The following is a 22384-nucleotide window of genomic DNA, read 5'->3' on the forward strand; positions in this document are numbered from 1 at the left end:
TCTTTCATGCACAGCGCACCGTCGGTGACCTATCCGGTGGGGCGCTCGCGCGGCGCAACCCGGATACTGATTGCGACCTGGGCCCTGGGGGCCTGCTGCGCAGGTCTCTCTTGCTATCTCTTCGATAGTGCCGGCTGGCGCCAGCTGCTCCTGGTTCTGAGTGTTCTGTTCTCGGGCATTGCGGCTGCGCTCGGGCTGCGAAGCGACGGCGCTGGCGTGTTGCACTTCGACGGGCTCCGTTGGAGCCTGACGGGCACCGACCGGGGCCGTGCCGTTCATGCCGCGCAGGCTTCCGTGGCGCTCGATCTTCAATCGCTGCTGCTGGTCCGGCTGACCGAACCAGGCCGCGCCGCGCGTTGGATATGGACCGAACGGCGCGCCCTCCCTGAGCGCTGGCGCGATCTGCGCCGTGCGGTATATTCGCGCCCCCCGTCCGCCTCGCCTGCTGGCGAGCCTTGGCGGGCGACCGTGCCGGCCGACGCGCCCTGACTCTCCCCGATGACCACTTCTCCGCCGCCAGTGCCACCGGACTCCGGCTTGACCGATGTGTCCGTCGAGGCGCCGCGCCCGGGCGAGGTCGATCTCCAACTCGTCCAGCGCACGGTGGCGGGCGACCAGAAGGCGTTCGAGCTGCTGGTCATCAAATACCAGCGCCGCATCGAGCGCCTGATCGGGCGCATGGTGCGCGATGTCGACCTGGTCGAAGACATTGCGCAGGAAACCTTCATCCGGGCCTACCGGGCGCTGCACCAGTTCCGCGGCGATGCCCAGTTCTACACCTGGCTTTACCGGATTGCGGTCAACACCGCCAAGAAGGCGCTGGTCGACATGAAGCGCGACCCGACCATCTCCGAAAGCGCCTTGCGGCCGTCTTCTGACGAAGACGATGAAACTTACCGCCCCGGAAACGAACCAATCAGCGACGAAACCCCCGAATCGGTGCTGGCGGCAAACGAAATCGCCAGCGTGGTCGAAGCGGCCATGGAAGCGCTGCCCGCCGAGCTGCGGCAGGCGGTCACCCTTCGCGAGATCGAGGGCATGAGTTACGAAGAGATTGCCGAGGTCATGGATTGCCCTATCGGCACTGTGCGTTCGCGTATTTTCCGGGCGCGCGAGGCCATTTCGGCCAGGGTCAAACCGCTGCTGGACAACCAGTCGGGCAAGCGTTGGTAGGTAAGCAGGTGAATGAAATGAATCAGACGATGACGGCTCGTGAACAGGTGTCCGCACTGGCGGACGGTCATTTGCAGGGCGACGACTTCGCGCGGGCCATCGAAGCCGTCTGCGCCGAAGACGATGCGCGCGCTGCCTGGCGTTCCTATCACCTGGTGGGCGATGTCCTGCGCTCGGGTGCCCATGCGCCTTGCAGCGACGGTACTGCGTTCCTGACCCGGTTCCAGCAGCGCCTAGCGGCCGAGCCCGTGGCTGCAACCCCGATCCTGGCGCCGGTAACGGCCACCAAGATGGTCACGCTGCAGCGCAGGGCCGATGCCGCCAACGAGCCGGTGTTCCGCTGGAAGCTGGTGGCCGGCGCCGCGTCGCTGGTGGCCGTGGCTGCCATCAGCTGGACGTTGGTGGGCAACGGAGCAGGTTTCCCGTCTTCGGGCCCGCAGATCGCCGCCCAGCAGCAACCGGCTGCCAATTCGGTGCTGGCGGCTGCAGCGGTCAACGGCCAGTCGCCTGCCGCCACCACGCTGACGCCGACCCGCGTGATGGTCGGTAACGGCAGCCCGCAGGTCATGCTGCGCGACCCACGGCTCGACCAGTTGCTCGAGGCGCACCAGCAAGCTGGCGGCGCTTCGCAGATGCCTTCGGGCTTCTTGCGCAACGCGACCTTCGAGGGGCCCACGCGCTGATTGCGCGCCTGTCGCTCCCAATGACCGTTCAGATGCCGATCTCCGTACGCGCGTTCGCGCTGGTGTTCACTGCTTTCTGCCTTGTGCAGGTTGCGACCGCACAGACCCGTTCGGGCCCGGTGAATGCAAAGGGCGCGGCCTCGGCGCAAACCGGTGACGCTCCGCCGGCCATGGGTGTGGTCGAGTGGCTTCAGCGCATGCACACGGGAGCCCGGCAACGCAACTACGTGGGCACTTTCGTGGTTTCGGCGGCGGGCGGCGATCTTTCGAGCGCGCGCATCTGGCATGTGCGGGACGGCGACCTGCAGATTGAGCGCATCGAGGCGCTGTCGGGGCCGCCGCGCTCGACTTTCAGGCGCAATCACCACGTCATGACCTTCCTGCCCGAGGCAAAGGTCGTGAAGGTCGAAAAGCGCGAAAACCTCGACCTTTTCCCCAATCTGCCCGACAAGCCGGATTCGTCGATCGGCGACTTCTACGACGTCCGCACCATCGGCAAGGACCGTGTGGCCGGCTTCGACGCCGATGTGGTGCAACTGGTGCCGCATGACAACTTGCGCTTCGGCTACCGCATCTGGAGCGAGCGCCGCTCCGGGCTCGTCATCAAGCTGCAGACCGTGGACGGCGATTCCCGCGTCGTGGAGCAGTCGGCGTTCTCCGAACTGCAGCTCGACGCCCCGGTCAAGGCGCAGGCCCTCGCGCAGATGATGACCAATACAAGCGGTTACCGCATCGAGAAGCTCGAGCTCGAGCGCACCAGCGCGCAAGACGAGGGCTGGGTTCTCAAGACGCCGGTGGCCGGCTTCAAGCCGCGCAGCTTCTATCGGCGCCCGGCCGGCGGCGACAAGACGGGGCAGGACCGCACCGTTCAGTGGACCTTCTCCGATGGCCTCGCTTCGGTGTCGCTTTTCATCGAGCGCTACGATGAAAAGCGCGCACCGCGCGACGGCGTGCTGACCATTGGCGCAACCAACGCCATTCGCCGGCGATTGCCCGAGCCGGCGAGCGACTGGTGGCTCACTGCGGTGGGCGAGGTGCCGCAGCAGACGCTCAATGCATTTGCCCAAAGCCTCGCGCGCACGCGCTGACCCGGCGCGCATGCGCAGGTGGCGCTGAACCAAGTCCGCATCACAGACTCATAGCTCTTCTTTTGGTCGCTCTGTTCTTTTGAAAGAAAACCGATGATGTTCAAAGTCGAGGGACACAAGCTTCGTTCCTATCTCTTCGCATTCGGCTTGGCCTGTTCGGCCAGCGTGGGTTTCCTGCCGGTAACGTCGGCCGTCGCCCAGACGCCCCAGACACCGCAAGCGCGCGGCTTGCCCGACTTCGCCGATCTGGTCGAGCAGGTCGGGCCCGCCGTGGTCGGGATCCGCACCGTCGAGAAGGTTTCCTCCCGCAGCGGCGGCGGTGGAGAAATGGACGAGGAAATGCAGGAGTTCTTCCGGCGCTTCTTCGGACAGCCGCTGCCCGGCAATCCGCGCCCGGGCCCGCGTCCGAACCGGCCGCAGCCCCAGGAAGAAGAGCGTCCACGCGGCGTGGGCTCGGGCTTCATCCTGACCGCGGACGGCTATGTGATGACCAATGCCCACGTCATCGAGGATGCGTCCGAAATCCTGGTCACGCTTACCGACAAGCGCGAGTTCAAGGCCAAGCTGATTGGCGCCGACAAGCGCAGCGACGTCGCCGTGGTCAAGATCGAGGCCACGGGCTTGCCTGTGGTGAAGGTTGGCGACATCTCGAAGCTGCGCGTCGGCGAATGGGTGATGGCCATCGGCTCACCCTTCGGCCTCGAGAACACCGTCACCGCCGGCATCGTGAGCGCGAAGCAGCGCGACACCGGTGACCTGGTGCCGCTGATCCAGACGGACGTTGCCATCAACCCCGGCAATTCGGGCGGGCCGCTCATCAACCTGCGCGGCGAGGTGGTCGGCATCAACAGCCAGATCTATTCGCGCTCCGGCGGCTACATGGGCATTTCGTTCTCGATTCCGATCGATGAGGCGATCCGCGTCAGCGACCAGCTGCGCACCACCGGCCGTGTCTCGCGCGGCCTGATCGGGGTGACCATCGGCTCGGTCTCGAAGGACGTGGCCGAGTCCCTTGGCCTCGGCAAGGCGCGCGGCGCCGTGGTGAGCAGCGTGGTGCCGGGCTCGGCGGCCGACAAGGCCGGTGTGCGCGAAGGCGACATCATCACCAAGTACGGCGACAAGGTCATCGAAACGCCGAGCGATCTCTCGCGCTCGGTGGCCAGCACCAAGCCAGGCGTGAAGAGCACGCTGACTGTGTTCCGCAACGGCAGCTCGCGTGAACTTTCGATCACCGTTGCAGAGGGCGACCCCGAAGCCAAGCCCTCGAGCAAGCGCCAGTCGGACCGCGAGGAGCCGCAGGCCAAGCCGTCGTCCACCGCCGGAAAGTCGATCGGCCTCGTGGTCAGCGACCTGACGGAGGCGCAGAAGAAGGAACTCAAGGCGCGCGGCGTGCGTATCGACGCGGCGACCGATGCTGCCGCGCGGGCCGGTCTTCGCGAGGGCGACGTGATTCTTTCGGTCGGCAATATCGAAGTGACCAGCGTCAAGGAATTCGAATCCGCCCTGGCCAAGGCCGACAAGAACAAGCCGCTCAGCGTGCTGTTCCGGCGGGGCGAGTGGGCGCAATATGCCCTGATCCGACCCGCACGCTGATCTGGCGCTGCCGTCAAGTGGCCCCACCCGGCAGTCGGGTTTGGGGCCTTTTTTTGAGGTGTTTGCGACGCTCGGTAGCCTGGCTCAAAAATTTTTTCGGGGCGCGATGAGCCGCTATTTTGTTGGTGTTCACTAACTTGTAAGCGGGCTTAGGACGGTTTTCGGTAGAATAGGAGCCATTGGGCGGTGGGTCCATGCATAAGGAAGGTGAATTCCTTCACGATGCGAGATGTCAGACAGCAGTCCACCGCTGCTCCACAGATCGCCCACAAGTTGTTCATCGAGTGCCCCACCGAACCTGTGGATAAGTTGTTTATATCTTTCATGTTGTGGACCCGCAACGACCCGTTTTGACCCTGTCCCTGGATGTACGTGCCTCCCTTTTTGCCTACAATGAAGTTCCAACTACTGCAGTTGCCATTGCTTGTTGGTTCAGGGCGCGTCTCCAGAAGACGCGCCCTTTTTTCTTGCCTGTCGCACTCTGCGCACGAGCCAATTCAAGTACTTAAGCGTTCCCGTTGATGAATCACATCAGAAATTTTTCGATCATTGCGCACATCGATCACGGCAAGTCGACGCTCGCCGATCGTTTGATCCAGCGTTGCGGCGGCCTCGCGGAACGCGAGATGGAAGCGCAGGTGCTCGACTCGATGGACATCGAAAAAGAGCGTGGGATAACCATCAAGGCGCAGACCGCTGCGCTGCACTACAAGGCGCTCGATGGACAGGTCTACAACCTCAATCTGATCGACACGCCGGGCCACGTCGACTTCTCTTATGAAGTGAGCCGCTCGTTGTCTGCATGCGAAGGTGCACTGCTCGTCGTCGACGCATCGCAAGGTGTCGAAGCGCAGACGGTGGCCAACTGCTACACCGCGCTCGACCTCGGTGTGGAAGTGGTGCCGGTGCTCAACAAGATGGACTTGCCGAACGCGGACCCCGACAACGCGCGCAAGGAAGTCGAAGACGTGATCGGCATCGACGCGACCGATGCGATTCCGTGTTCCGCCAAGACAGGTCTCGGTATCGAGGAGATCCTCGAAGCCATCGTGCACAAGATGCCGCCGCCGCGCGGCAACCCCGACGGCCCGCTGCGCGCGATGATCGTCGACAGCTGGTTCGATCCCTACGTCGGCGTGGTCATGCTGGTGCGCGTGGTGGACGGCCGGCTGGTGAAGGGCGAGCGCATCAAGATGATGGCGTCGGGCGCGATGTACAACGCAGACAACATCGGCGTGTTCACGCCGGCCAACGAGCCGCGCGCGTCGCTCGAGGCGGGCGAGGTGGGCTACATCATCGCGGGCATCAAGGAGCTGCAGGCCGCCAAGGTCGGCGACACCGTGACGCTCATCAAGCCGGGCACCGGCGGCGCTGCCGCCACCGCCACCGAGGCGCTGCCGGGCTTCAAGGAAATCCAGCCGCAGGTGTTTGCCGGCCTCTACCCGACCGAAGCCAGCGAGTACGACTCGCTGCGCGACGCGCTGGAAAAACTCAAGCTCAACGATTCGTCGCTGCGTTACGAGCCCGAGGTGAGCCAGGCGCTGGGCTTCGGCTTCCGCTGCGGTTTTCTCGGCCTGCTGCACATGGAAATCGTGCAGGAGCGGCTCGAGCGCGAGTTCGACCAGGACCTGATCACCACCGCACCGAGCGTGGTGTACCAGGTGGTGCGCAACGACGGTGAAGTCATCATGGTCGAGAACCCGTCCAAGATGCCCGACGTCGGCAAGATGAGCGAGATTCGCGAGCCGATCGTCACCGTGCACCTCTACATGCCGCAGGAATACGTGGGCGCGGTGATGACGCTGGCCAACCAGAAGCGCGGCGTGCAGATGAACATGGCCTACCACGGCCGCCAGGTCATGCTGACCTACGAAATGCCGCTGGGCGAAATCGTGCTCGACTTCTTCGACAAGCTGAAGTCGGTCAGCCGCGGCTACGCCTCCATGGACTACGAGTTCAAGGAGTACCGCGCGTCCGACGTGGTCAAGGTCGACATCCTGCTGAACGGCGAGAAGGTCGACGCGCTGTCCATCATCGTGCACCGCACCCAGTCGCAGTACCGCGGCCGGGCGGTGGTGTCGAAGATGCGCGAGATCATTTCGCGCCAGATGTTCGACGTTGCCATCCAGGCGGCCATCGGGGTGAACATCATTGCGCGTGAGACAATCAAGGCGCTGCGCAAGAACGTTCTTGCCAAGTGCTACGGCGGCGACATCACCCGCAAGAAAAAGCTGCTCGAGAAGCAGAAAGCGGGCAAGAAAAGAATGAAGCAGATCGGCTCCGTCGAGGTCCCGCAAGAGGCCTTCCTCGCGATTCTGCAAGTCGAAGACTGATCTCAAAAATGGCATTCATCACTACTCTGGTCCTCGCGGCCTTTACCGGCTACGTCGGTGCCTGGTACTTTGGTGCCATCGAAGGCAACTTCGCGCTGCTTCTGTTCTGCGCCACCGTGGTTACCGGTCTCTACTGGCTGGCCGAGCGCTTCTACTTCCTGCCACGCCGCGAACGCGCGGCCGCCGCACTCGAGGCTTCGCTGAGCGAGCGCAACGCCCGCCTGGCCGGCCAAGGCATCACGCAGGTGGATACGGTCGACGCCAAGGCGAGCGAACGCCTGCTCATGCAGCCGTGGTGGCTCGACTGGACGGCCGGGCTGTTCCCGGTGATCCTGGTGGTGTTCCTGCTGCGCTCGTTCCTGTACGAGCCATTCAAGATCCCGTCGGGTTCGATGATGCCGACGCTCCTCACCGGCGACCTGATCCTGGTCAACAAATTCACCTACGGCCTGCGGTTGCCGGTCATCAACACCAAGATCACCGACGGCACGCCGCTGGCGCGCGGCGACGTGGTGGTGTTTCGCTACCCGCCCAAGCCCAGCATGGACTACATCAAGCGCGTGGTCGGCATTCCGGGCGACGAGGTGGCCTACCTGAACAAGAAGCTCACGATCAACGGACAGCCGGTTTCCAAGAGCCCGATGCCCGATTACCTCGACGGCGACTCGATGCGCCTGCTCAAGCAGTTCACCGAAGACCTCGGCGGCAAGCAGCACAGGCTGCTCAACGACGACGCCGGCCCGGCTTTCGTGCAAGGTGCCACCGACTTTCCCTACCGCGAAAACTGCCGCTATTCGGTCGAAGGCGTGGTCTGCAAGGTGCCCGCCGGCAATTACTTCATGATGGGCGACAACCGCGATAATTCGGCGGACTCCCGGTTCTGGGGTTTCGTGCCGGACAAGAACATCGTGGGCAGGGCGTTCTTCGTGTGGATGAACTTCGGCGATCTGGGTCGCATCGGTCCATTTCAATAAGTAATCAGCATTGTTCGAGGGGTAAGAGGGCATGAGAACAAATCGGTCCATCCGCAGCAGGGCCGCGCACCAGCGCGGCATCTCGTTCATCGGTCTGGTGTTTGTCGCCGTGGTGCTGGGTTGCCTGGGCGTGGTCATCGCGCAGGTCATCCCGACGCTGATCGAGTACCAGGCCATCGACAAGGCCGCCAACAAAGCCAAGGAAGGCACCACCGTGCCCGAAGTGCGCGCCATCTTCGACCGCGCGCAGGCCATCGACGACTTCAAGTCCGTTTCGGGCAAGGACCTCGACATCAAGAAGGTCGGCGACAAGGTCGTCGTGTCGTATGCCTACGAGCGGGAAATTCCGCTGTTCGGCCCGGCCTACCTGGTGCTCAAGTACAAAGGCGAGACCCGCTGAACGCGGCGACACGCAAGGTGGACGGCGGCCTCGTAGCGCTGCAGGAGCGCCTCAAGCATTCGTTCTCCGACACGCGGCTGCTTCAGCTCGCGCTTACGCACCGCAGTTTTTCGGCTGACCACAACGAGCGCCTGGAGTTTCTCGGCGACTCGGTGCTCAACCTCGCCGTTTCGCACCTGCTCTACACCCGTTTATCGGCCTTGCCCGAAGGCGATCTGTCGCGCGTGCGTGCCAACCTGGTCAAGCAGGACACGCTGCACCGCCTGGCGCTCGAACTGCAGCTATCGCCGCTGCTTCGGCTCGGGGAGGGCGAAGCGCGTTCCGGCGGGCCCAACCGGCCTTCGATCCTGGCCGATGCGCTCGAAGCGCTGATCGGTGCGGTCTACCTCGACGCGGGCTTTGCGGCCGCCGAGGCGCTGGTGCGCCGCCTCTATGAATCCGTGGAGATCAATCCGCGCATGGAAGCGGCCGCCAAGGACCCGAAGACCGAATTGCAGGAATGGCTCCAGGGCCACAAAATGAAGTTGCCGGTGTACCGCGTAGCGGCCACGCTCGGCGCCGCGCACAAACAGACTTTCGATGTCGAGTGCGAGGTGCCGGAGCTGGGCCTGCGCGAACGCGGCATCGGTGGCTCGCGCCGCGCCGGCGAGCAGGCTGCCGCGGCGGCCATGTTGATCCGGCTCAAGGCACGCGGGGCCGCGTGAAACCAGAATGAACGACGCTATAAATTCAGCAGCAGAAAACCCCGAAGACGCAGCGGGCGGTATGGGTACAACGGGGCCCCAGCACTGCGGCCTGGTGGCCATTGTCGGCAAGCCCAACGTGGGCAAGTCGACGCTGCTCAACGCGCTGGTGGGCCAGAAGATCAGCATCACCTCGCGCAAGGCGCAGACCACGCGGCACCGCATCACGGGCATGCGCACCATCGGTGCCACGCAGTTCGTGTTCGTCGATACGCCGGGTTTCCAGACCCTGCACGCCAACGCGCTGAACAAGTCACTCAACAAGACCGTGCAGGGCGCGGTCGGCGACGTGGACCTGATTCTGTTCGTGGTCGAGGCGGGCAGCTTCACGCCGGCCGACGAGCGGGTGCTCAAGCTGCTCGGCAAGGGCATTCCGACCGTGCTGCTGGCCAACAAGCTCGACAACGTGCACCGCCGCGGCGACATCGCGCCCTGGCTGCAGACCATGCAGGCGAAGCACCCCTTTGCCGAGTTCGTGCCCATGTCGGCCAAGAACCCGAAGGATGTCGAACGCCTGTTCGGTATCTGCGAAAAATACCTGCCCGAGCAACCCTGGTTCTACGCCGAGGACGAGCTCACCGACCGGAGCGAGAAATTCCTGGCCGGCGAGCTGGTGCGCGAAAAGCTGTTCCGCCTGACCGGCGACGAACTGCCCTACACCTCGACCGTGATCATCGACAAGTTCGAGGAAGAGCCGCCGCAGAAAAAGGGCCAGAAGCGGCTGCTGCGCATTGCCGCCACCATCGTGGTCGAGCGCGACGGCCACAAGGCCATGGTCATCGGCGACAAGGGCGAGCGCATCAAGCGCATCGGCATGGAAACCCGGGTCGAGCTTGAGAAGCTGGCCGACGCCAAGGTTTTCCTCGAACTGTGGGTAAAGGTGCGCTCCGGCTGGGCAGACGACGAAGCGCGCGTGCGCTCGTTCGGCTACGAATGAAGTGGCGACTGCCCACCGCGTCTCGCACGAACCGGCGTATGTGCTCCATCGCTACGACTGGAGCGAATCGAGCCTGATCCTCGAGGTCTTCACCCGCCACCACGGACGCATTGCGCTCGTGGCCAAGGGGGCGAAGAGGCCGAGCTCCAATTTCCGGCCCGTGCTGCTGCCGCTGCAGCCGCTGCAACTCAACTATGGCGGTGACGCCGAGATCCGCACGCTCAAGGGCGCCGAGTGGATGGGCGGCCATGTCATGCCGACAGGCGAGGCGCTGCTCTCCGGCTACTATGTCAACGAACTGCTGCTGCGCCTGCTCGCGCGGGACGACGCCCACGAGGCGCTGTTCGACGCCTACGCGGGCGTGGTGCAGGTGCTGGCGGGCGACCACGCCGGCGCGCAGGCCGCAACCCAGGCTGCGGCGCTGCGGGCGTTCGAGCTGCTGCTGCTGCGCGAAGTGGGCCTCTTGCCGTCGCTCGATGCGCAGACTCTCACGCTCGAACCTCTCGTGGCCGAGGCACGCTACAGCCTGGTGCCGGAAGCGGGTTTGCGGCTGGCGGGCGAGGGCGAGGCGGCGCTGGCCGGCGCCGATTGGCGGTCCTTGCAGGGCGTGCTCGATGACCGCGCCCCCTTCACCTCCACGCTGCGGGAGGTGGCGACCATGAACGCCGGCAGCAACAGTGCCCTCAGAAACCAGCTGCGCGCCTTGCTCAACTACCATTGCGGTGTGTCCACGCTGCGCACGCGGCAGATGATGAGAGATTTGCAAGCCCTATGAGCACTCCCGGCCATTCCGCTACCACGTCGCTGTCGGTCAACCTGAACAAGGTGGCCCTTGTGCGCAACACGCGCCACCTGGGCATTCCGAGCGTGCTGAAGGCTGCCAACGCCTGCCTTGCCGCCGGTGCGCACGGCATCACGGTGCATCCGCGGCCGGACGCGCGCCACATCCGCGCGCACGACGTGAGCGACCTCTCCGCGCTGCTTGCAAAGGACTGGCCGGGCATCGAGTTCAACATCGAGGGCAATCCGTTCCACAACCTGATGGACTTCGTGCGTGAGCTCAAGCCGCACCAGGCCACTTTTGTGCCCGACAGCGAATCGCAATCGACCAGCGACCATGGCTGGAGCTTTCCGGAAGACGCCGAGCGCCTGCGCCCGGTGATTGCCGAGGCCAAGGCCCTGGGCGTCCGTGTGAGCCTGTTCATGGACCCGATCCCCGAAATGATGGCTGCGGTGAAGGCCGTGGGCGCCGATCGCGTGGAGCTGTACACCGAAGGCTATGCCGCATCGCGCGGCACCTCGAACGAAGCAGCCGTGCTTGCGCGCTACGTCGAATCGGCGCGTGCGGCGCAGGCCGCGGGCCTCGGCATCAACGCGGGCCATGACCTGAGCCGCGACAACCTGACCGCTTTCCTGCGTGCGGTGCGCGGCGTTCGGGAGGTCTCGATCGGCCACGCCTTCATCGCCGATGCGCTTGATTTGGGCTACGCAGCCACCACGCGGGAGTACCTGCGCTGCATCGACGAAGCCAAGTGAGCGCTCCAGCGGCATGATCTACGGCATTGGTACCGACATTTGCGACCTGCGTCGCATCGCCGCGACGTTCGAGCGCCAGGGTGAACGCTTTGCCCACCGGGTGCTCAGTGACGCCGAGTTCGCGGTGTGGAAGGCCCGCAGCGAGCGCTGGCCCAAGCGTGGCCTGAGTTATCTGGCCACCCGCTTTTCCGCCAAGGAGGCCTTCAGCAAAGCCATCGGCCTGGGCATGCGCATGCCGATGACCTGGCGCCTGTGCGAGATTGCGAACCTGCGCAGCGGAAAGCCTGTCATCGTGCTGCATGGTGAGCTCAAGGAGTGGTTCGAGGCCAAGGGCCTCACGGCGCACGTGACGGTGACCGATGAAACCGAATACGCCGCGAGCTTCGTCGTGGTCGAATACAAGAACGAGGCATGACCCTGGCAACAACAAGCATTCACGCGCCGCTGATCATCGATGTGGCGGGCACGGAACTCAGCGATGCGGATCGCCGCCGCGTCTCCAACCCCTTCGTCGGCGGCGTGATTCATTTCGCCCGCAACTGGCGGGACCGCGCGCAGATGACCGCGCTCAATACAGAGTTGAAGACCATCCGTCCCGATCTGCTGATCTGTGTCGACCACGAAGGCGGCCGCGTTCAGCGGTTTCGTACCGACGGCTTCACGCGCCTGCCCTCGATGCGCGCCCTGGGCGAGCTGTGGATGCGCGATGCGATGCGTGCCACGCAGGCCGCAACGGCAACGGGCCAGGTGCTGGCTGCCGAGCTGCGCGCCTGCGGCATCGACTTCAGCTTTGCGCCGGTGCTCGACCTCGACCACGGCGGCAGCAGCGTGATCGGCGACCGCAGCTTTCACCGTGACCCGCGGGTGGTGGCGCTGCTGGCAAAGAGCGTGATGCACGGCATGCTGCAGATGGGCATGCGCAACTGCGGCAAGCACTTTCCGGGGCATGGTTTCGTCACGGCCGATTCGCACGTCGAGATTCCCGTCGACCCCCGCGGCCTGAAGGCGATCCTGGAAGACGATGCGCGGCCGTTCGACTGGCTGTCGGGCACGCTCACAGCGGTGATGCCGGCGCACGTGATCTACCCCAAGGTGGACAAGCGGCCTGCCGGTTTCTCTTCGAAATGGCTGAAGGATGTGCTGCGCACCCGGCTCGCTTTCGACGGCGCGATCTTCAGCGATGACCTGAGCATGGAAGCAGGGCGCTACATCGGCGGCCAGCTGCTGAGCTATGCCGATGCGGCGTTGGCGGCGCTCAATGCGGGCTGCGACCTGGCGATGCTGTGCAACCAGAGCATCGGCGAAGGACGGGCGCTCGACGAGCTGCTCGATGACTTCGGCGCCGCAGCCAAGGCAGGGCGTTGGCAGCCCGAAGCCGCTAGCGAAGCGCGCCGGCGGGCGCTGCTCCCCGATGCACCGCACGCCGACTGGAATGCGCTACTCGTCGGCTCGACGGGATACAGGCAAGCAAGGCAAGTACTGGCGAAGGTCGGCCTGGCCAGCGCCTGAAGCCTGCTTACGGCGACTTGCCCGCTGCAGGCGGCGCCGGCGAGTTCGTCCATAGGCGTTCGCCGCCGGAATCCAGGTGCGTCAGGTACAGCCGCACATCGAATTCCAGCCGGTGGTAGCCGGGCTCCATGTGCTCGCAGAGCGCATAGAAGCTCTTGTCATGGTCGCGCTCCTTCATGTGCGCGAGCTCGTGGACCACGATCATGCGCAGCCATTCGAGCGGCACCTCCTTGAACAGGGTCGCCACGCGAATTTCGCGCTTGGCCTTGAGCTTGCTGCCCTGCACGCGTGAAACGGTGGTGTGCGTGCCGAGCGCATTGCGGATCACGTGCAGCTTGCTGTCGAACGCCACCTTGGAGAGCGGCGGCGCCTTGCGCATGAAGTCGCTCTTGAGCTCGCTCACGTATTCATAAAGCGCGCGGTCGGTCTGCACCTCGTGCATGGAGCCGGGATAGCGGCTGCGCAGCAACGGCGCGAGTCCTTCGGTCTCGACCAGTTGCTGCACCTGTGCCAGCAGCGTGGGCGGATACCCCGCGAGATACTTCATGCAGCCGAGCCGGCGCAGGCGAGCCCGGTGGCCACGCCGCCGAACAGGTCGCCCTCGACGAGCGTCACGCCGGCGAAGCTCTTGCGCAAGGCCTGCTGGAATGGCCGCAGGGCCGCAGAGCCGCCGGTCAGGTAGATGGCGTCGAGATCGCCGCTGCGCAGCCCGGCGCGCTTGACGCAGGCGTGCGCGCAGGCAATCACGTTTTCGAGCAACGGCGCGAGCTGTTGCGCCATGTCGGCGGGCGAGAGCGATGCGATCAGGCCTGGTTCGGCGCACGAGAGGTCGATGGCGGTGGGCGCATCGTTGACCGAAGTGTCGATTTTTGCCTGCTCCACCTCGCTGGCAATGCGGTGGCCGTGCCGTTCTTCGAGCACCGCCATCAGCCGGTCGTGCAGCCGCGTATCGCTGTAGCTCGTGCGCAGGTCTTTTGCCTGCCGCACCGCCTTGGCGGCATAGAGCCAGTTGATCAGGTGCCAGGACGAGAGTTCGAAGAACACCTTGCTCGGAACCTCGCGCCCCTGCTGCCCTGTGTGGCGAAAACCGAATTCCGGCATCACGCGGTCGAGGTTCAGGCGCTGGTCGAAGTCGGTGCCGCCGATGTGCACGCCGCTGGTGGCCAGCACATCGTCGCTGCGGTCTTCGCGCGCGGCTCGGTCGGGGCCGACCCGCACCACGGTGAAGTCGGAAGTGCCGCCGCCCACGTCGACGATCAGCACCAGCGACTCTTTCGTGATGCGCTGCTCGTAGTCGAAGGCCGCCGCAATGGGCTCGAGCTGAAAGGCGATGTCGCGAAACCCCGCGGCACGGGCGGCGTGGCGCAGGCTTTCTTCCGCGCGCTCGTCGCGCTTCGAGTCGTCGTCGACAAAATGAACCGGGCGGCCGATGACAACGCGCTCGGGCACCCCGCCCAGTTCACGGCCGGCCCGCGCGGCCAGCTCGCGCAAGAAGCGGGCGATGATGTCCTCGAAGCTCACGAGACCATCGTAGATGGCCGTTTTTTCCTGCATCAGCGCGCTGCCGAGCAGGCTCTTCAGCGAACGCATCAGGCGGCCTTCGACACCCGCGAGGTAGAGCGCAATCGCATCGCGGCCGAAGTGCGTGGTGCGGTCTTCGGCGTTGAAGAAGATTGCGGTGGGCAGCGTGGTGGCCGCACCTTCGATGGGCAGAAGCCGGGCCACGCCATCGACCCGGCAGGCCACGGCGGAATTGGAGGTGCCGAAGTCGATGCCGATCGTCGGCAGCGACGACGGTAACTTCACACTCAAGATTCCCTGCGCAGCGCCGGGAACAGGATCACGTCGCGGATGCTGGGCGAATCCGTCAGCAGCATCATCAACCGGTCGATGCCGATGCCGCAGCCGCCGGTGGGCGGCATGCCGTATTCGAGCGCGCGAACGAAGTCGTGGTCGTAGTACATGGCTTCGTCGTCGCCGCTGTCCTTGGCGGCCACCTGGGCATTGAAGCGCGCGGCCTGGTCTTCGGCGTCGTTGAGCTCGCTGAAGCCGTTGCCGAACTCGCGGCCCGTGATGTAGAGCTCGAAGCGCTCGGTAACCTCGGGACGTTCGTCGTTGGCGCGGGCCAGCGGCGAGATCTCGGTCGGGTGCTCCATGATGAAGGTCGGCTGCCAGAGCTTTTCTTCGACCGTTTCTTCGAAGTACATCACCTGCAGGCTGGCAAGGCTGCGTTGCGAGAGCTTGTCTTTTTCTTCATTCAGGCCGATCTTGCGCAGGGCGTTGATGAGCCAGGCGCTGTCGTCCACCCCATCACCGGCCTCGGTGTACTTGAGGATGGCCTCGCGGATCGTCAGGCGCTCGAAGGGCTGGGTCAGGTCGACCGCCTTGCCCTGGTAGGTGAGCTGCTGCGTGCCCACGGCCTTGTCGGCAATGGTGCGGATCAGCGTTTCGGTGAAGTCCATCAGGTCGCGGTAGTTCCAGTAGGCCGCGTAGAACTCCATCATCGTGAACTCGGGGTTGTGCCGCACCGAGATGCCCTCGTTGCGGTAGCTCCGGTTGATTTCGAACACGCGCTCGAAGCCGCCGACGATCAGGCGCTTGAGGTACAGCTCGGGCGCGATGCGCAGGAACATCTCCTGGTCGAGCGCGTTGTGATGCGTCTTGAACGGCTTGGCGTTGGCGCCGCCCGGAATAGGGTGCAGCATGGGCGTTTCGACTTCGAGGAAGTCGTTGGCCACCATGAACTCGCGCAGCGCGCTCACGGCCTTGCTGCGGGCGGTAAAGCGCACGCGCGCGGATTCGTCGGTGATCAGGTCGACGTAGCGCTGGCGGTACTTCTGCTCCTGGTCGGCCATGCCATGGAACTTGTCGGGCAGCGGGCGCAGGCTCTTGGTGAGCAGGCGCAGCCTGGTCACCTTGACCGAGAGCTCGCCGGTCTTGGTCTTCATCAGCGTGCCTTCGGCGCCGACGATGTCGCCCAGGTCCCAGCGCTTGAATTCGGCGTACGCCTCTTCGCCGACGGCGTCGCGCGTCACGTAGAGCTGGATGCGGCTCGTGGCATCTTGCAGCGTCGCAAAGCTGGCCTTGCCCATCACGCGCTTGAGCATCATGCGGCCCGCTACGCTCACGGAGACTGCCTGTGCTTCGAGCGCTTCGGCTTCGGTGGCGCCGTGCGCCTCGATCAGGGCCGCTGCACGATGGCCCGGCTTGAAGTCATTCGGAAACGTGACGCCCTTGCCTTCGGCCTGCGCGGTGCGCATCAGCTTGAGCTTTTCGCGGCGTTCGGCGATGAGCTGGTTGTCGTCGACGGCGGGTGCGGAAGCCGGAGCTGCAGCGGGCGTGGGAATGGAAGGGATCAGGTGGTCGGACATGGAAAGCGGAGGAGGGCGCAACGGGAGCGTGCGCAACCCGCCATTTTAGCCGATAGGGTTCGAATGGAACCGGCCTCCAGTGCCCGCCAATCCTGTGCGATACGCTATGAAAAAAGTAGCGAGCTATTCAGTGATGCCCGCACGCGCGAGCAGATCGCTGACCAGTTCGAGCCGCATCAGCGGGCTCTCGAGTTCCATGAGCCGTTGCCGCAGTTCGAGTTGCATGGGCACCAGTTCGCACCAGCGGTTGGCGACCCAGCCGCAATCGTTGAACTGGTAGGGCTCGCCGATGGGCAGGCGCACGGCCTCGGCGCCCTGCGCGCGGCGGCGTTCTTCGAGCGTGTCGACGAGGCGCCGCAGCGCGGTCGCGGTGTGCTGCAGGTCGTCGGGAATTTCGATGGCGGTGTCTGCAATCACTGCTTCGACTTCGGCCACCCACAAGCCGTATTTCTGCAGCTCGGTCCGGCGAACCCGGAACCGCTGCGTGCCGACGCATTCGATCTGGAGCAGGCCGCTTTGCGGTGATTCGAACTCGCGAATGACGGCCAGCGTGCCGACGGCCGCAAAGCTTTCGGCATCGGCTCCTGCCTTGCGCACTTCGCTGCCGCTCGTGAGGCTGACCACGCCGAACGGTGCATCGGCCTTGCGGCATTTGCCGACCATGTCGAGATAACGTACTTCGAAAATACGCAGCGGGAGCACGCCGCCCGGGAAGAGAACCGTACCGAGCGGGAACAATGGCAGTGAATGCAAAAGGGGCTGTGTCGTCATCGAAGAACCTTGCATGGCTATCATCGCATTCCGCTCACGACCCTGCCCCATGCTCTACCAGATCCCCTCGTTTCTTCTCGACGTGATCGTCGGCCTGCTCGGCGGCGCCTGCCTGCTGCGCCTTTACATGCAGTACCACCGGGTGCCTTTCGGCAATCCGCTCGGGCGCTTCGTTTTTGCGATTACCGACTGGATCGTGCTGCCGCTGCGCCGCATCGTGCCGTCGGTCAAGCGCTGGGACCTGGCGAGCGCCATTGCGGCCTGGCTGCTGGTGATCGTGAAGTTCCTGTTGCTGTGGCTGCTGATCGGCAACCTGGGGCGCATCGCGGCCTTGCCACTGGTGTCGCTGGTGGGGCTGATGCAACTCGCGGTGTCGGGCCTTACCGCGCTGCTGGTGGTCTATGCCGTGCTGTCGTGGATACCGGGCGCGTCGCCCATGCTGCTCGACCTGATCTCGCGATTGGCCGAGCCGCTGGTGCGGCCCTTCAGGCGCTTCATTCCGCTGATTGGGGGCGTGGACCTGTCGCCCCTGGCCGCCATCGTGGTGCTGCAGGTGATTGCCATCGTGCTCGGCAACCTGCTGGTCTGGGCCTACCGGCTGGGCTGAGGCCCCGCCGGCAGGATTCTTGTCAGATGACCGCGTCGGCCGGCTGACGCAGCAGCATCGCGAGCGTGCTCGCAATGGTCTTGCGCAGTTCGCGGCGGTCGCTGATGAAGTCGATGGCGCCCTTGGTCTGCAGGAACTCCGCACGCTGGAAGCCTTCAGGGAGCGTCACGCGCACGGTCGATTCGATCACGCGCGGGCCGGCAAAGCCGATGAGCGCCTTGGGCTCCGCAATGACTACATCGCCCACGAAGGCGAAGCCGGCCGAAACACCGCCCATGGTCGGGTCGGTCAGCACGCTGATGTAGGGCAGGCCCTTCTTCGCAAGACGCGTGAGTGCCGCGTTGGTCTTGGCCATTTGCATCAGCGACAGCAGGCCTTCCTGCATGCGCGCACCGCCGGTGGCGGTGAAGCAGATGAACGGCACCTTCTGCTCGATGGCCGTTTCGACGCCGCGCACGAAGCGCTCGCCGACCACGCTGCCCATGCTGCCGCCCATGAATTCGAATTCGAAGCAGGCCACGACCACGCTGATGCTGTGGACCGAGCCGCCCATGACGACCAGCGCGTCGGTTTCGCCGGTGTTCTCGAGCGCTTCCTTGAGCCGCTCGGGGTACCGGCGGCTGTCCTTGAACTTCAGCGCGTCGACGGGGAGCACTTCCTGGCCGAGTTCGTAGCGGCCTTCGGCGTCGAGGAAGGCATCGAGCCGTGCGCGGGCACCGATGCGATGGTGGTGGCTGCAGCTAGGGCAGACATTCTGGTTGTGCTCGAGATCGGTCTTGTAGAGAACCGTTTCGCAGGCGGGGCATTTGATCCACAGGCCCTCGGGCACCTGGCGGCGCTCCGACGGGTCGGTTTGTGCGATCTTGGCGGGTAGCAGTTTTTCAAGCCAGCTCATAGGACTCCGAATTAGCTCCCCTTTTCCGCAATGCGGAAAAGGGGCTGGGTGAGGGCAGCGGCGATTATCTGCCAGCCGCGTTCTTGGGGGTAGACGCGGGCAGGGCGTCCAGCGCCTCGCGGATTCCGGCGAGAAATTCGCGCACCGCCGGCACGACCTTTTCACGCGGCTGTCCGTCGATCAACTGAATGATCTTGGTGCCGATCACGACCGCATCGGCGGCCGAGCCCACGGCCTGGGCCGTGCGCGCGTCGCGAATGCCGAAGCCCACGCCGACGGGAATGTTCACATGCTCGCGGATGCGCGGAATCATCTGGCCGACGGCCTCGGTGTCGAGGTGGCCGGCGCCCGTCACGCCCTTGAGCGAGACGTAATAGACATAGCCGCTCGCGATGCGCGCGACCTGGGCCATGCGCTCGTTGGTGCTGGTGGGCGCCAGCAGAAAGATCAGGTCGATGTTCGCGGCCTTGAGCTCCGCGGCGAAGTCTTCGCATTCCTCGGGCGGGTAGTCGACCACCAGCAGGCCGTCGACGCCGGCGGCCGATGCATCGCGGATGAAGGCCTTCTTGCCATGCACGAGGTCATAGCGCTCGACCGGATTGGCGTAGCCCATCAGCACCACGGGCGTGGTCGTGTCCTTCTGGCGGAAGGCCGCCACGATGGCAAGCACCTGCTTCATGCCGACGCCCAACGCCAGCGCGGCCTCACCGGCTTTCTGGATCACCGGGCCGTCGGCCATGGGGTCGGAAAACGGCACGCCGAGTTCGATCACATCGGAGCCCGCCTCGACCATGCCGTGCATCAGCTCGGGCGTGATGTCGGCAAAGGGAAATCCGGCGGTGACGTAAGGAATGAGCGCGCGGCGGCCGTCTTTTTTCAGCGCGTCGAAGGTGGCGGCAATGCGGCTCATCACTTGCCTCCCTTCACGCTCAGGCCGCGCATCGAGGGCCGGTCGTAGAAGTCGACGCCCGAGAGGTCGGCCACGGTGCCGATGTCCTTGTCGCCGCGCCCCGAGAGGTTGACCAGGATCGACTGGTCCGGCCGCATGGTCTTGGCGAGCTTCATCGCATAGGCCACGGCATGGCTCGATTCGAGGGCCGGAATGATGCCCTCGGTGCGGCACAGGTAGTGGAAGGCTTCGAGCGCTTCGGTGTCGGTGATGCCCACGTACTCCGCGCGGCCGATGTCGGCCAGGTGCGCATGCTCGGGCCCCACGCCCGGGTAGTCGAGTCCGGCGCTGATGCTGTGGGTTTCCGTGATCTGGCCGTCTTCGTTCTGCAGCAGGTAGGTGCGGTTGCCGTGCAGCACGCCCGGGCTGCCGCGCAGGATCGACGCGGCATGCTTGCCGCTGTCCAGGCCTTCGCCGGCCGCTTCGACGCCGATGAGCCGGGTGCCGGCAAACGGAATGTAGGGATGGAAGATGCCGATCGCATTGCTGCCGCCGCCCACGCAGGCGACCACCACGTCGGGCTGCTTGCCCTCGGCCTCTCCGGTAATTCCGTCGGCCGCGAGCATGGCGGGCATCTGCTCGATGCATTCGGTGCCGATCACGCTCTGGAAGTCTCGCACCATCGTCGGGTAGGGGTGCGGACCGGCCACGGTGCCGATGATGTAGAAGGTGTTTTCCACGTTCGTCACCCAGTCGCGCATGGCTTCGTTGAGCGCGTCCTTCAGCGTCTTGCTGCCTGATTCCACCGGCACCACGGTCGCGCCGAGCAGGTTCATGCGGTAGACGTTGGGGCTCTGGCGCTTCACGTCCTGGCTGCCCATGTAGACCACGCATTCGAGCCCGTAGCGCGCGCAGATGGTGGCCGTGGCCACGCCATGCTGGCCTGCGCCGGTTTCGGCGATGACGCGCGGCTTGCCCATGCGGCGGGCGAGCATCGCCTGGCCGATCACGTTGTTGATCTTGTGCGCGCCGGTGTGGTTGAGGTCTTCGCGCTTCAGGTAGATCTGCGCGCCGCCCATTTCACGGCTCGTGCGGGCCGCGTGGTAGATGGGGGAGGGCCGGCCGACGAAGTGCTTCAGTTCGTAGTGGAATTCGGCCAGAAATGCCGGATCGTCCTTGAACCTGGCGTACGCATCACGCAGTTCGTTGATCGCGTGGGTGAGCGTTTCGCTTGCGAAGGTGCCGCCGTAGTTGCCGAAATGGCCGGTGGCGTCGGGTTGCTGGTAGTCCTGGAATTGGCTTTGCATGGTTCTCGATCGTTGGGCCGCAGCCCGAAATCACGATCGGGTGCGGCGGCTAACTGGAGAAGGACGAGGCGTCCGCCGCTCTCACGGCGGCGACGAATTGCCGGATTTTTTCGGCGTCCTTCAGGCCCTTGTTTCCCGGGCCGTCGAGTTCGACGCCCGAGCTCACATCAACGGACAGCGTCTTGCAGCGCGTCCGCAGGATGCGAATGCCATCGCTCACGTTTGCAGGTGTGAGCCCACCACTCAAGACGAGGTGAGCGTCGACGGCGGGTGGAAGAAGTGACCAATCGAATGCCTTGCCGCCACCGCCATAACCTTCGACATGGGCGTCGAGCAGGATGGCTTGGGCGTGGGAGTAATCGGAAGCGTATTTTACGAGGTCGAAGCCCGCTCCGGCAGCCCCCAGCGGAATACGCGCGGCGCGCATGTAGCGAAAGCGGCCCTGGCCGGCGGCTTCTTCGCATTGTTCCGGCGTTTCCTCGCCATGAAACTGCGCGATCGATCCTCTCACGCGCGCGAGGGACGCTGCGACTTCAGGAGCAGCCTCGTTCACGAACAGCAGCACCGGCGTGACGAAAGGGGGGAGGCGCGAAGCCAGTTCCGCGGCGCGAGCGGCCGTTACGGCGCGGGGGCTCTTGGGATAGAGCACGAAGCCGACCGCATCTGCGCCCGCGTCGACCGCGGCATCGACGTCGGCTTCACGCGTGAGGCCACAGATCTTGATGCGGGTGCGAGGCGAGGTCATGGCGGCCCATCATAAGGAGCACCGCCGGCCTGCAGCGTGGCCTCGGCCGGCAGACCCCACTTGGCGTCGTACAAAGGCCCAAGAAAGTACAGCCCGTCGGCGGAGAAGGTGGGCGCCGCCACCTTGCGGCTGCGCGCCTCGAGCACTTCCGTAATCCATTCGGGCCGCTCGTCGCCGCGCCCGATGCGCACCAGGCAGCCCATCAGGTTGCGGATCATGTGGTGCAGGAAGGCATCGGCCTCGAACTCGAAGTGCCAGCGGCAGCGGTCGCCTGCGCCATGGCGCGTGATCTCGATGCGCCGCAGGTCCTTCACCGGCGAGCGCGCCTGGCAGGCCGAGGCGCGAAACGAGCTGAAGTCGTGCTTGCCCACCAGAAGAGCGGCGGCCGCGCGCATGGCGTCGCCGTCGAGCGGGTGCATCGACCAGCCGACCCGGCCCGAATCGAGACTGGGCCGCACGGGCGATTGCGAGAGCACGTAAAGGTAGCGGCGAGCCAGGGCGCTGGCGCGGCAATGGAACTCGTCGGGCACCGGGTGCGCCCATTGCACGGCAATGTCGTCGGGCAGGTAGCGGTTGGTGCCGCGCATCCAGGAGAAGGGTTCGCGCTCGACGTCGGTGTCGAAGTGCACCACCTGCATCAGCGCATGCACGCCGGCGTCGGTGCGGCCGGCGCACAGCGTGCCGATGGGCTGTGCGGCGAATTTGCCGAGCGCGGCTTCCAGCTTGTCCTGAACCGTGCGGCCCGAGCGCTGGCTTTGCCAGCCCTCGTACGCCTGGCCGTTGTAGCGGATGCCTAGCGCCAGCCTCACAAATTCAGAAAACGGGGGAAA

Annotated in this window: 24 protein-coding genes; 15 read left to right on the top strand and 9 right to left on the bottom strand. The window is 65.0% G+C overall.

Annotated features, from left to right (window positions below; genetic code table 11):
• Window positions 1-6 precede the first annotated feature (6 nt).
• From EJI00_RS01830 to nagZ, 14 genes are all read left to right on the top strand, one after another.
• Window positions 7-489 carry a hypothetical protein gene (locus EJI00_RS01830; RefSeq protein ID WP_126745750.1) on the top strand — a complete coding sequence of 161 codons (483 nt, stop codon included), beginning with the start codon at window positions 7-9 and terminating at the stop codon, window positions 487-489.
• 141 nt (window positions 490-630) lie between these two features.
• On the top strand, window positions 631-1173 hold the full coding sequence (locus EJI00_RS01835; RefSeq protein ID WP_409514000.1) for a sigma-70 family RNA polymerase sigma factor: 543 nt from the start codon (window positions 631-633) through the stop codon (window positions 1171-1173).
• Window positions 1174-1202: 29 nt separating this feature from the next.
• Window positions 1203-1856: a sigma-E factor negative regulatory protein gene (locus EJI00_RS01840; RefSeq protein WP_409513997.1), complete on the top strand. Its 654-nt coding sequence runs from the start codon at window positions 1203-1205 to the stop codon at window positions 1854-1856.
• Between the two features lie 20 nt (window positions 1857-1876).
• Window positions 1877-2944 (top strand): MucB/RseB C-terminal domain-containing protein, encoded by a 1068-nt coding sequence (locus EJI00_RS01845; protein WP_126745752.1) that lies wholly within the window; start codon window positions 1877-1879, stop codon window positions 2942-2944.
• A gap of 93 nt (window positions 2945-3037) precedes the next feature.
• Complete coding sequence (locus tag EJI00_RS01850; RefSeq protein ID WP_126745753.1) at window positions 3038-4537, top strand: DegQ family serine endoprotease; 1500 nt, start codon at window positions 3038-3040, stop codon at window positions 4535-4537.
• 521 nt (window positions 4538-5058) lie between these two features.
• Window positions 5059-6870, top strand: a complete 1812-nt coding sequence (gene lepA, locus EJI00_RS01855; protein ID WP_126745754.1) for a translation elongation factor 4 — start codon at window positions 5059-5061, stop codon at window positions 6868-6870.
• 8 nt (window positions 6871-6878) lie between these two features.
• Window positions 6879-7844 carry a signal peptidase I gene (gene lepB / locus EJI00_RS01860; protein ID WP_126745755.1) on the top strand — a complete coding sequence of 322 codons (966 nt, stop codon included), beginning with the start codon at window positions 6879-6881 and terminating at the stop codon, window positions 7842-7844.
• Window positions 7845-7875: 31 nt separating this feature from the next.
• The gene (locus EJI00_RS01865) at window positions 7876-8244 is read left to right on the top strand and encodes a DUF4845 domain-containing protein (RefSeq protein WP_126745756.1); all 369 of its coding nucleotides are present in this window, start codon (window positions 7876-7878) and stop codon (window positions 8242-8244) included.
• A gap of 17 nt (window positions 8245-8261) precedes the next feature.
• The gene (gene rnc, locus EJI00_RS01870) at window positions 8262-8948 is read left to right on the top strand and encodes a ribonuclease III (RefSeq protein WP_126745757.1); all 687 of its coding nucleotides are present in this window, start codon (window positions 8262-8264) and stop codon (window positions 8946-8948) included.
• Window positions 8949-9009: 61 nt separating this feature from the next.
• The gene (era, locus tag EJI00_RS01875) at window positions 9010-9924 is read left to right on the top strand and encodes a GTPase Era (RefSeq protein WP_260590418.1); all 915 of its coding nucleotides are present in this window, start codon (window positions 9010-9012) and stop codon (window positions 9922-9924) included.
• 1 nt (window position 9925) lies between these two features.
• Window positions 9926-10699, top strand: coding sequence for a DNA repair protein RecO (recO, locus tag EJI00_RS01880; protein ID WP_126745759.1), 774 nt, complete (start codon window positions 9926-9928; stop codon window positions 10697-10699).
• Window positions 10696-11460, top strand: coding sequence for a pyridoxine 5'-phosphate synthase (locus EJI00_RS01885; protein WP_126745760.1), 765 nt, complete (start codon window positions 10696-10698; stop codon window positions 11458-11460). The genes recO and EJI00_RS01885 overlap by 4 nt, the downstream gene beginning before the upstream one ends.
• 13 nt (window positions 11461-11473) lie before the next feature.
• Window positions 11474-11875 carry a holo-ACP synthase gene (acpS, locus tag EJI00_RS01890; RefSeq protein ID WP_126745761.1) on the top strand — a complete coding sequence of 134 codons (402 nt, stop codon included), beginning with the start codon at window positions 11474-11476 and terminating at the stop codon, window positions 11873-11875.
• On the top strand, window positions 11872-12969 hold the full coding sequence (nagZ, locus tag EJI00_RS01895) for a beta-N-acetylhexosaminidase (protein WP_126745762.1): 1098 nt from the start codon (window positions 11872-11874) through the stop codon (window positions 12967-12969). Before acpS ends, nagZ begins: the two co-directional genes overlap by 4 nt.
• A 7-nt stretch (window positions 12970-12976) precedes the next feature.
• Here the strand turns inward: nagZ and EJI00_RS01900 are convergent, their stop codons facing one another.
• The 4 genes from EJI00_RS01900 to EJI00_RS01915 form a co-directional block, all read right to left on the bottom strand.
• The gene (locus EJI00_RS01900; RefSeq protein ID WP_126745763.1) at window positions 12977-13516 is read right to left on the bottom strand and encodes a M48 family metallopeptidase; all 540 of its coding nucleotides are present in this window, start codon (window positions 13514-13516) and stop codon (window positions 12977-12979) included.
• The gene (locus tag EJI00_RS01905; RefSeq protein WP_260590419.1) at window positions 13513-14781 is read right to left on the bottom strand and encodes an Hsp70 family protein; all 1269 of its coding nucleotides are present in this window, start codon (window positions 14779-14781) and stop codon (window positions 13513-13515) included. Before EJI00_RS01905 ends, EJI00_RS01900 begins: the two co-directional genes overlap by 4 nt.
• Window positions 14778-16340 (bottom strand): lysine--tRNA ligase, encoded by a 1563-nt coding sequence (lysS, locus tag EJI00_RS01910; protein ID WP_126745764.1) that lies wholly within the window; start codon window positions 16338-16340, stop codon window positions 14778-14780. The genes EJI00_RS01905 and lysS overlap by 4 nt, the downstream gene beginning before the upstream one ends.
• Before the next feature lie 123 nt (window positions 16341-16463).
• Entirely contained in the window at window positions 16464-17111 is a 648-nt protein-coding gene (locus EJI00_RS01915) for an LON peptidase substrate-binding domain-containing protein (protein ID WP_260590420.1), read from the bottom strand.
• Between the two features lie 49 nt (window positions 17112-17160).
• Between EJI00_RS01915 and EJI00_RS01920 the strand changes: the two genes are divergently transcribed.
• Complete coding sequence (locus EJI00_RS01920; RefSeq protein WP_126745766.1) at window positions 17161-17718, top strand: YggT family protein; 558 nt, start codon at window positions 17161-17163, stop codon at window positions 17716-17718.
• Between the two features lie 22 nt (window positions 17719-17740).
• On the opposite strand, the gene accD is transcribed toward EJI00_RS01920, so the two are convergent.
• The 5 genes from accD to truA form a co-directional block, all read right to left on the bottom strand.
• Window positions 17741-18613: an acetyl-CoA carboxylase, carboxyltransferase subunit beta gene (accD, locus tag EJI00_RS01925; RefSeq protein ID WP_126745767.1), complete on the bottom strand. Its 873-nt coding sequence runs from the start codon at window positions 18611-18613 to the stop codon at window positions 17741-17743.
• Between the two features lie 64 nt (window positions 18614-18677).
• Window positions 18678-19523 (bottom strand): tryptophan synthase subunit alpha, encoded by an 846-nt coding sequence (gene trpA, locus EJI00_RS01930; protein ID WP_126745768.1) that lies wholly within the window; start codon window positions 19521-19523, stop codon window positions 18678-18680.
• Window positions 19523-20809, bottom strand: a complete 1287-nt coding sequence (gene trpB / locus EJI00_RS01935) for a tryptophan synthase subunit beta (protein WP_126745769.1) — start codon at window positions 20807-20809, stop codon at window positions 19523-19525. Before trpB ends, trpA begins: the two co-directional genes overlap by 1 nt.
• A gap of 49 nt (window positions 20810-20858) precedes the next feature.
• On the bottom strand, window positions 20859-21554 hold the full coding sequence (locus EJI00_RS01940; RefSeq protein ID WP_126745770.1) for a phosphoribosylanthranilate isomerase: 696 nt from the start codon (window positions 21552-21554) through the stop codon (window positions 20859-20861).
• Window positions 21551-22363, bottom strand: coding sequence for a tRNA pseudouridine(38-40) synthase TruA (gene truA / locus EJI00_RS01945; RefSeq protein ID WP_126745771.1), 813 nt, complete (start codon window positions 22361-22363; stop codon window positions 21551-21553). The genes EJI00_RS01940 and truA overlap by 4 nt, the downstream gene beginning before the upstream one ends.
• Between the last annotated feature and the right edge of the window lie 21 nt (window positions 22364-22384).

This window comes from Variovorax sp. DXTD-1 (assembly GCF_003984625.1).
In the GTDB taxonomy this organism is placed as follows: domain Bacteria; phylum Pseudomonadota; class Gammaproteobacteria; order Burkholderiales; family Burkholderiaceae_C; genus Variovorax.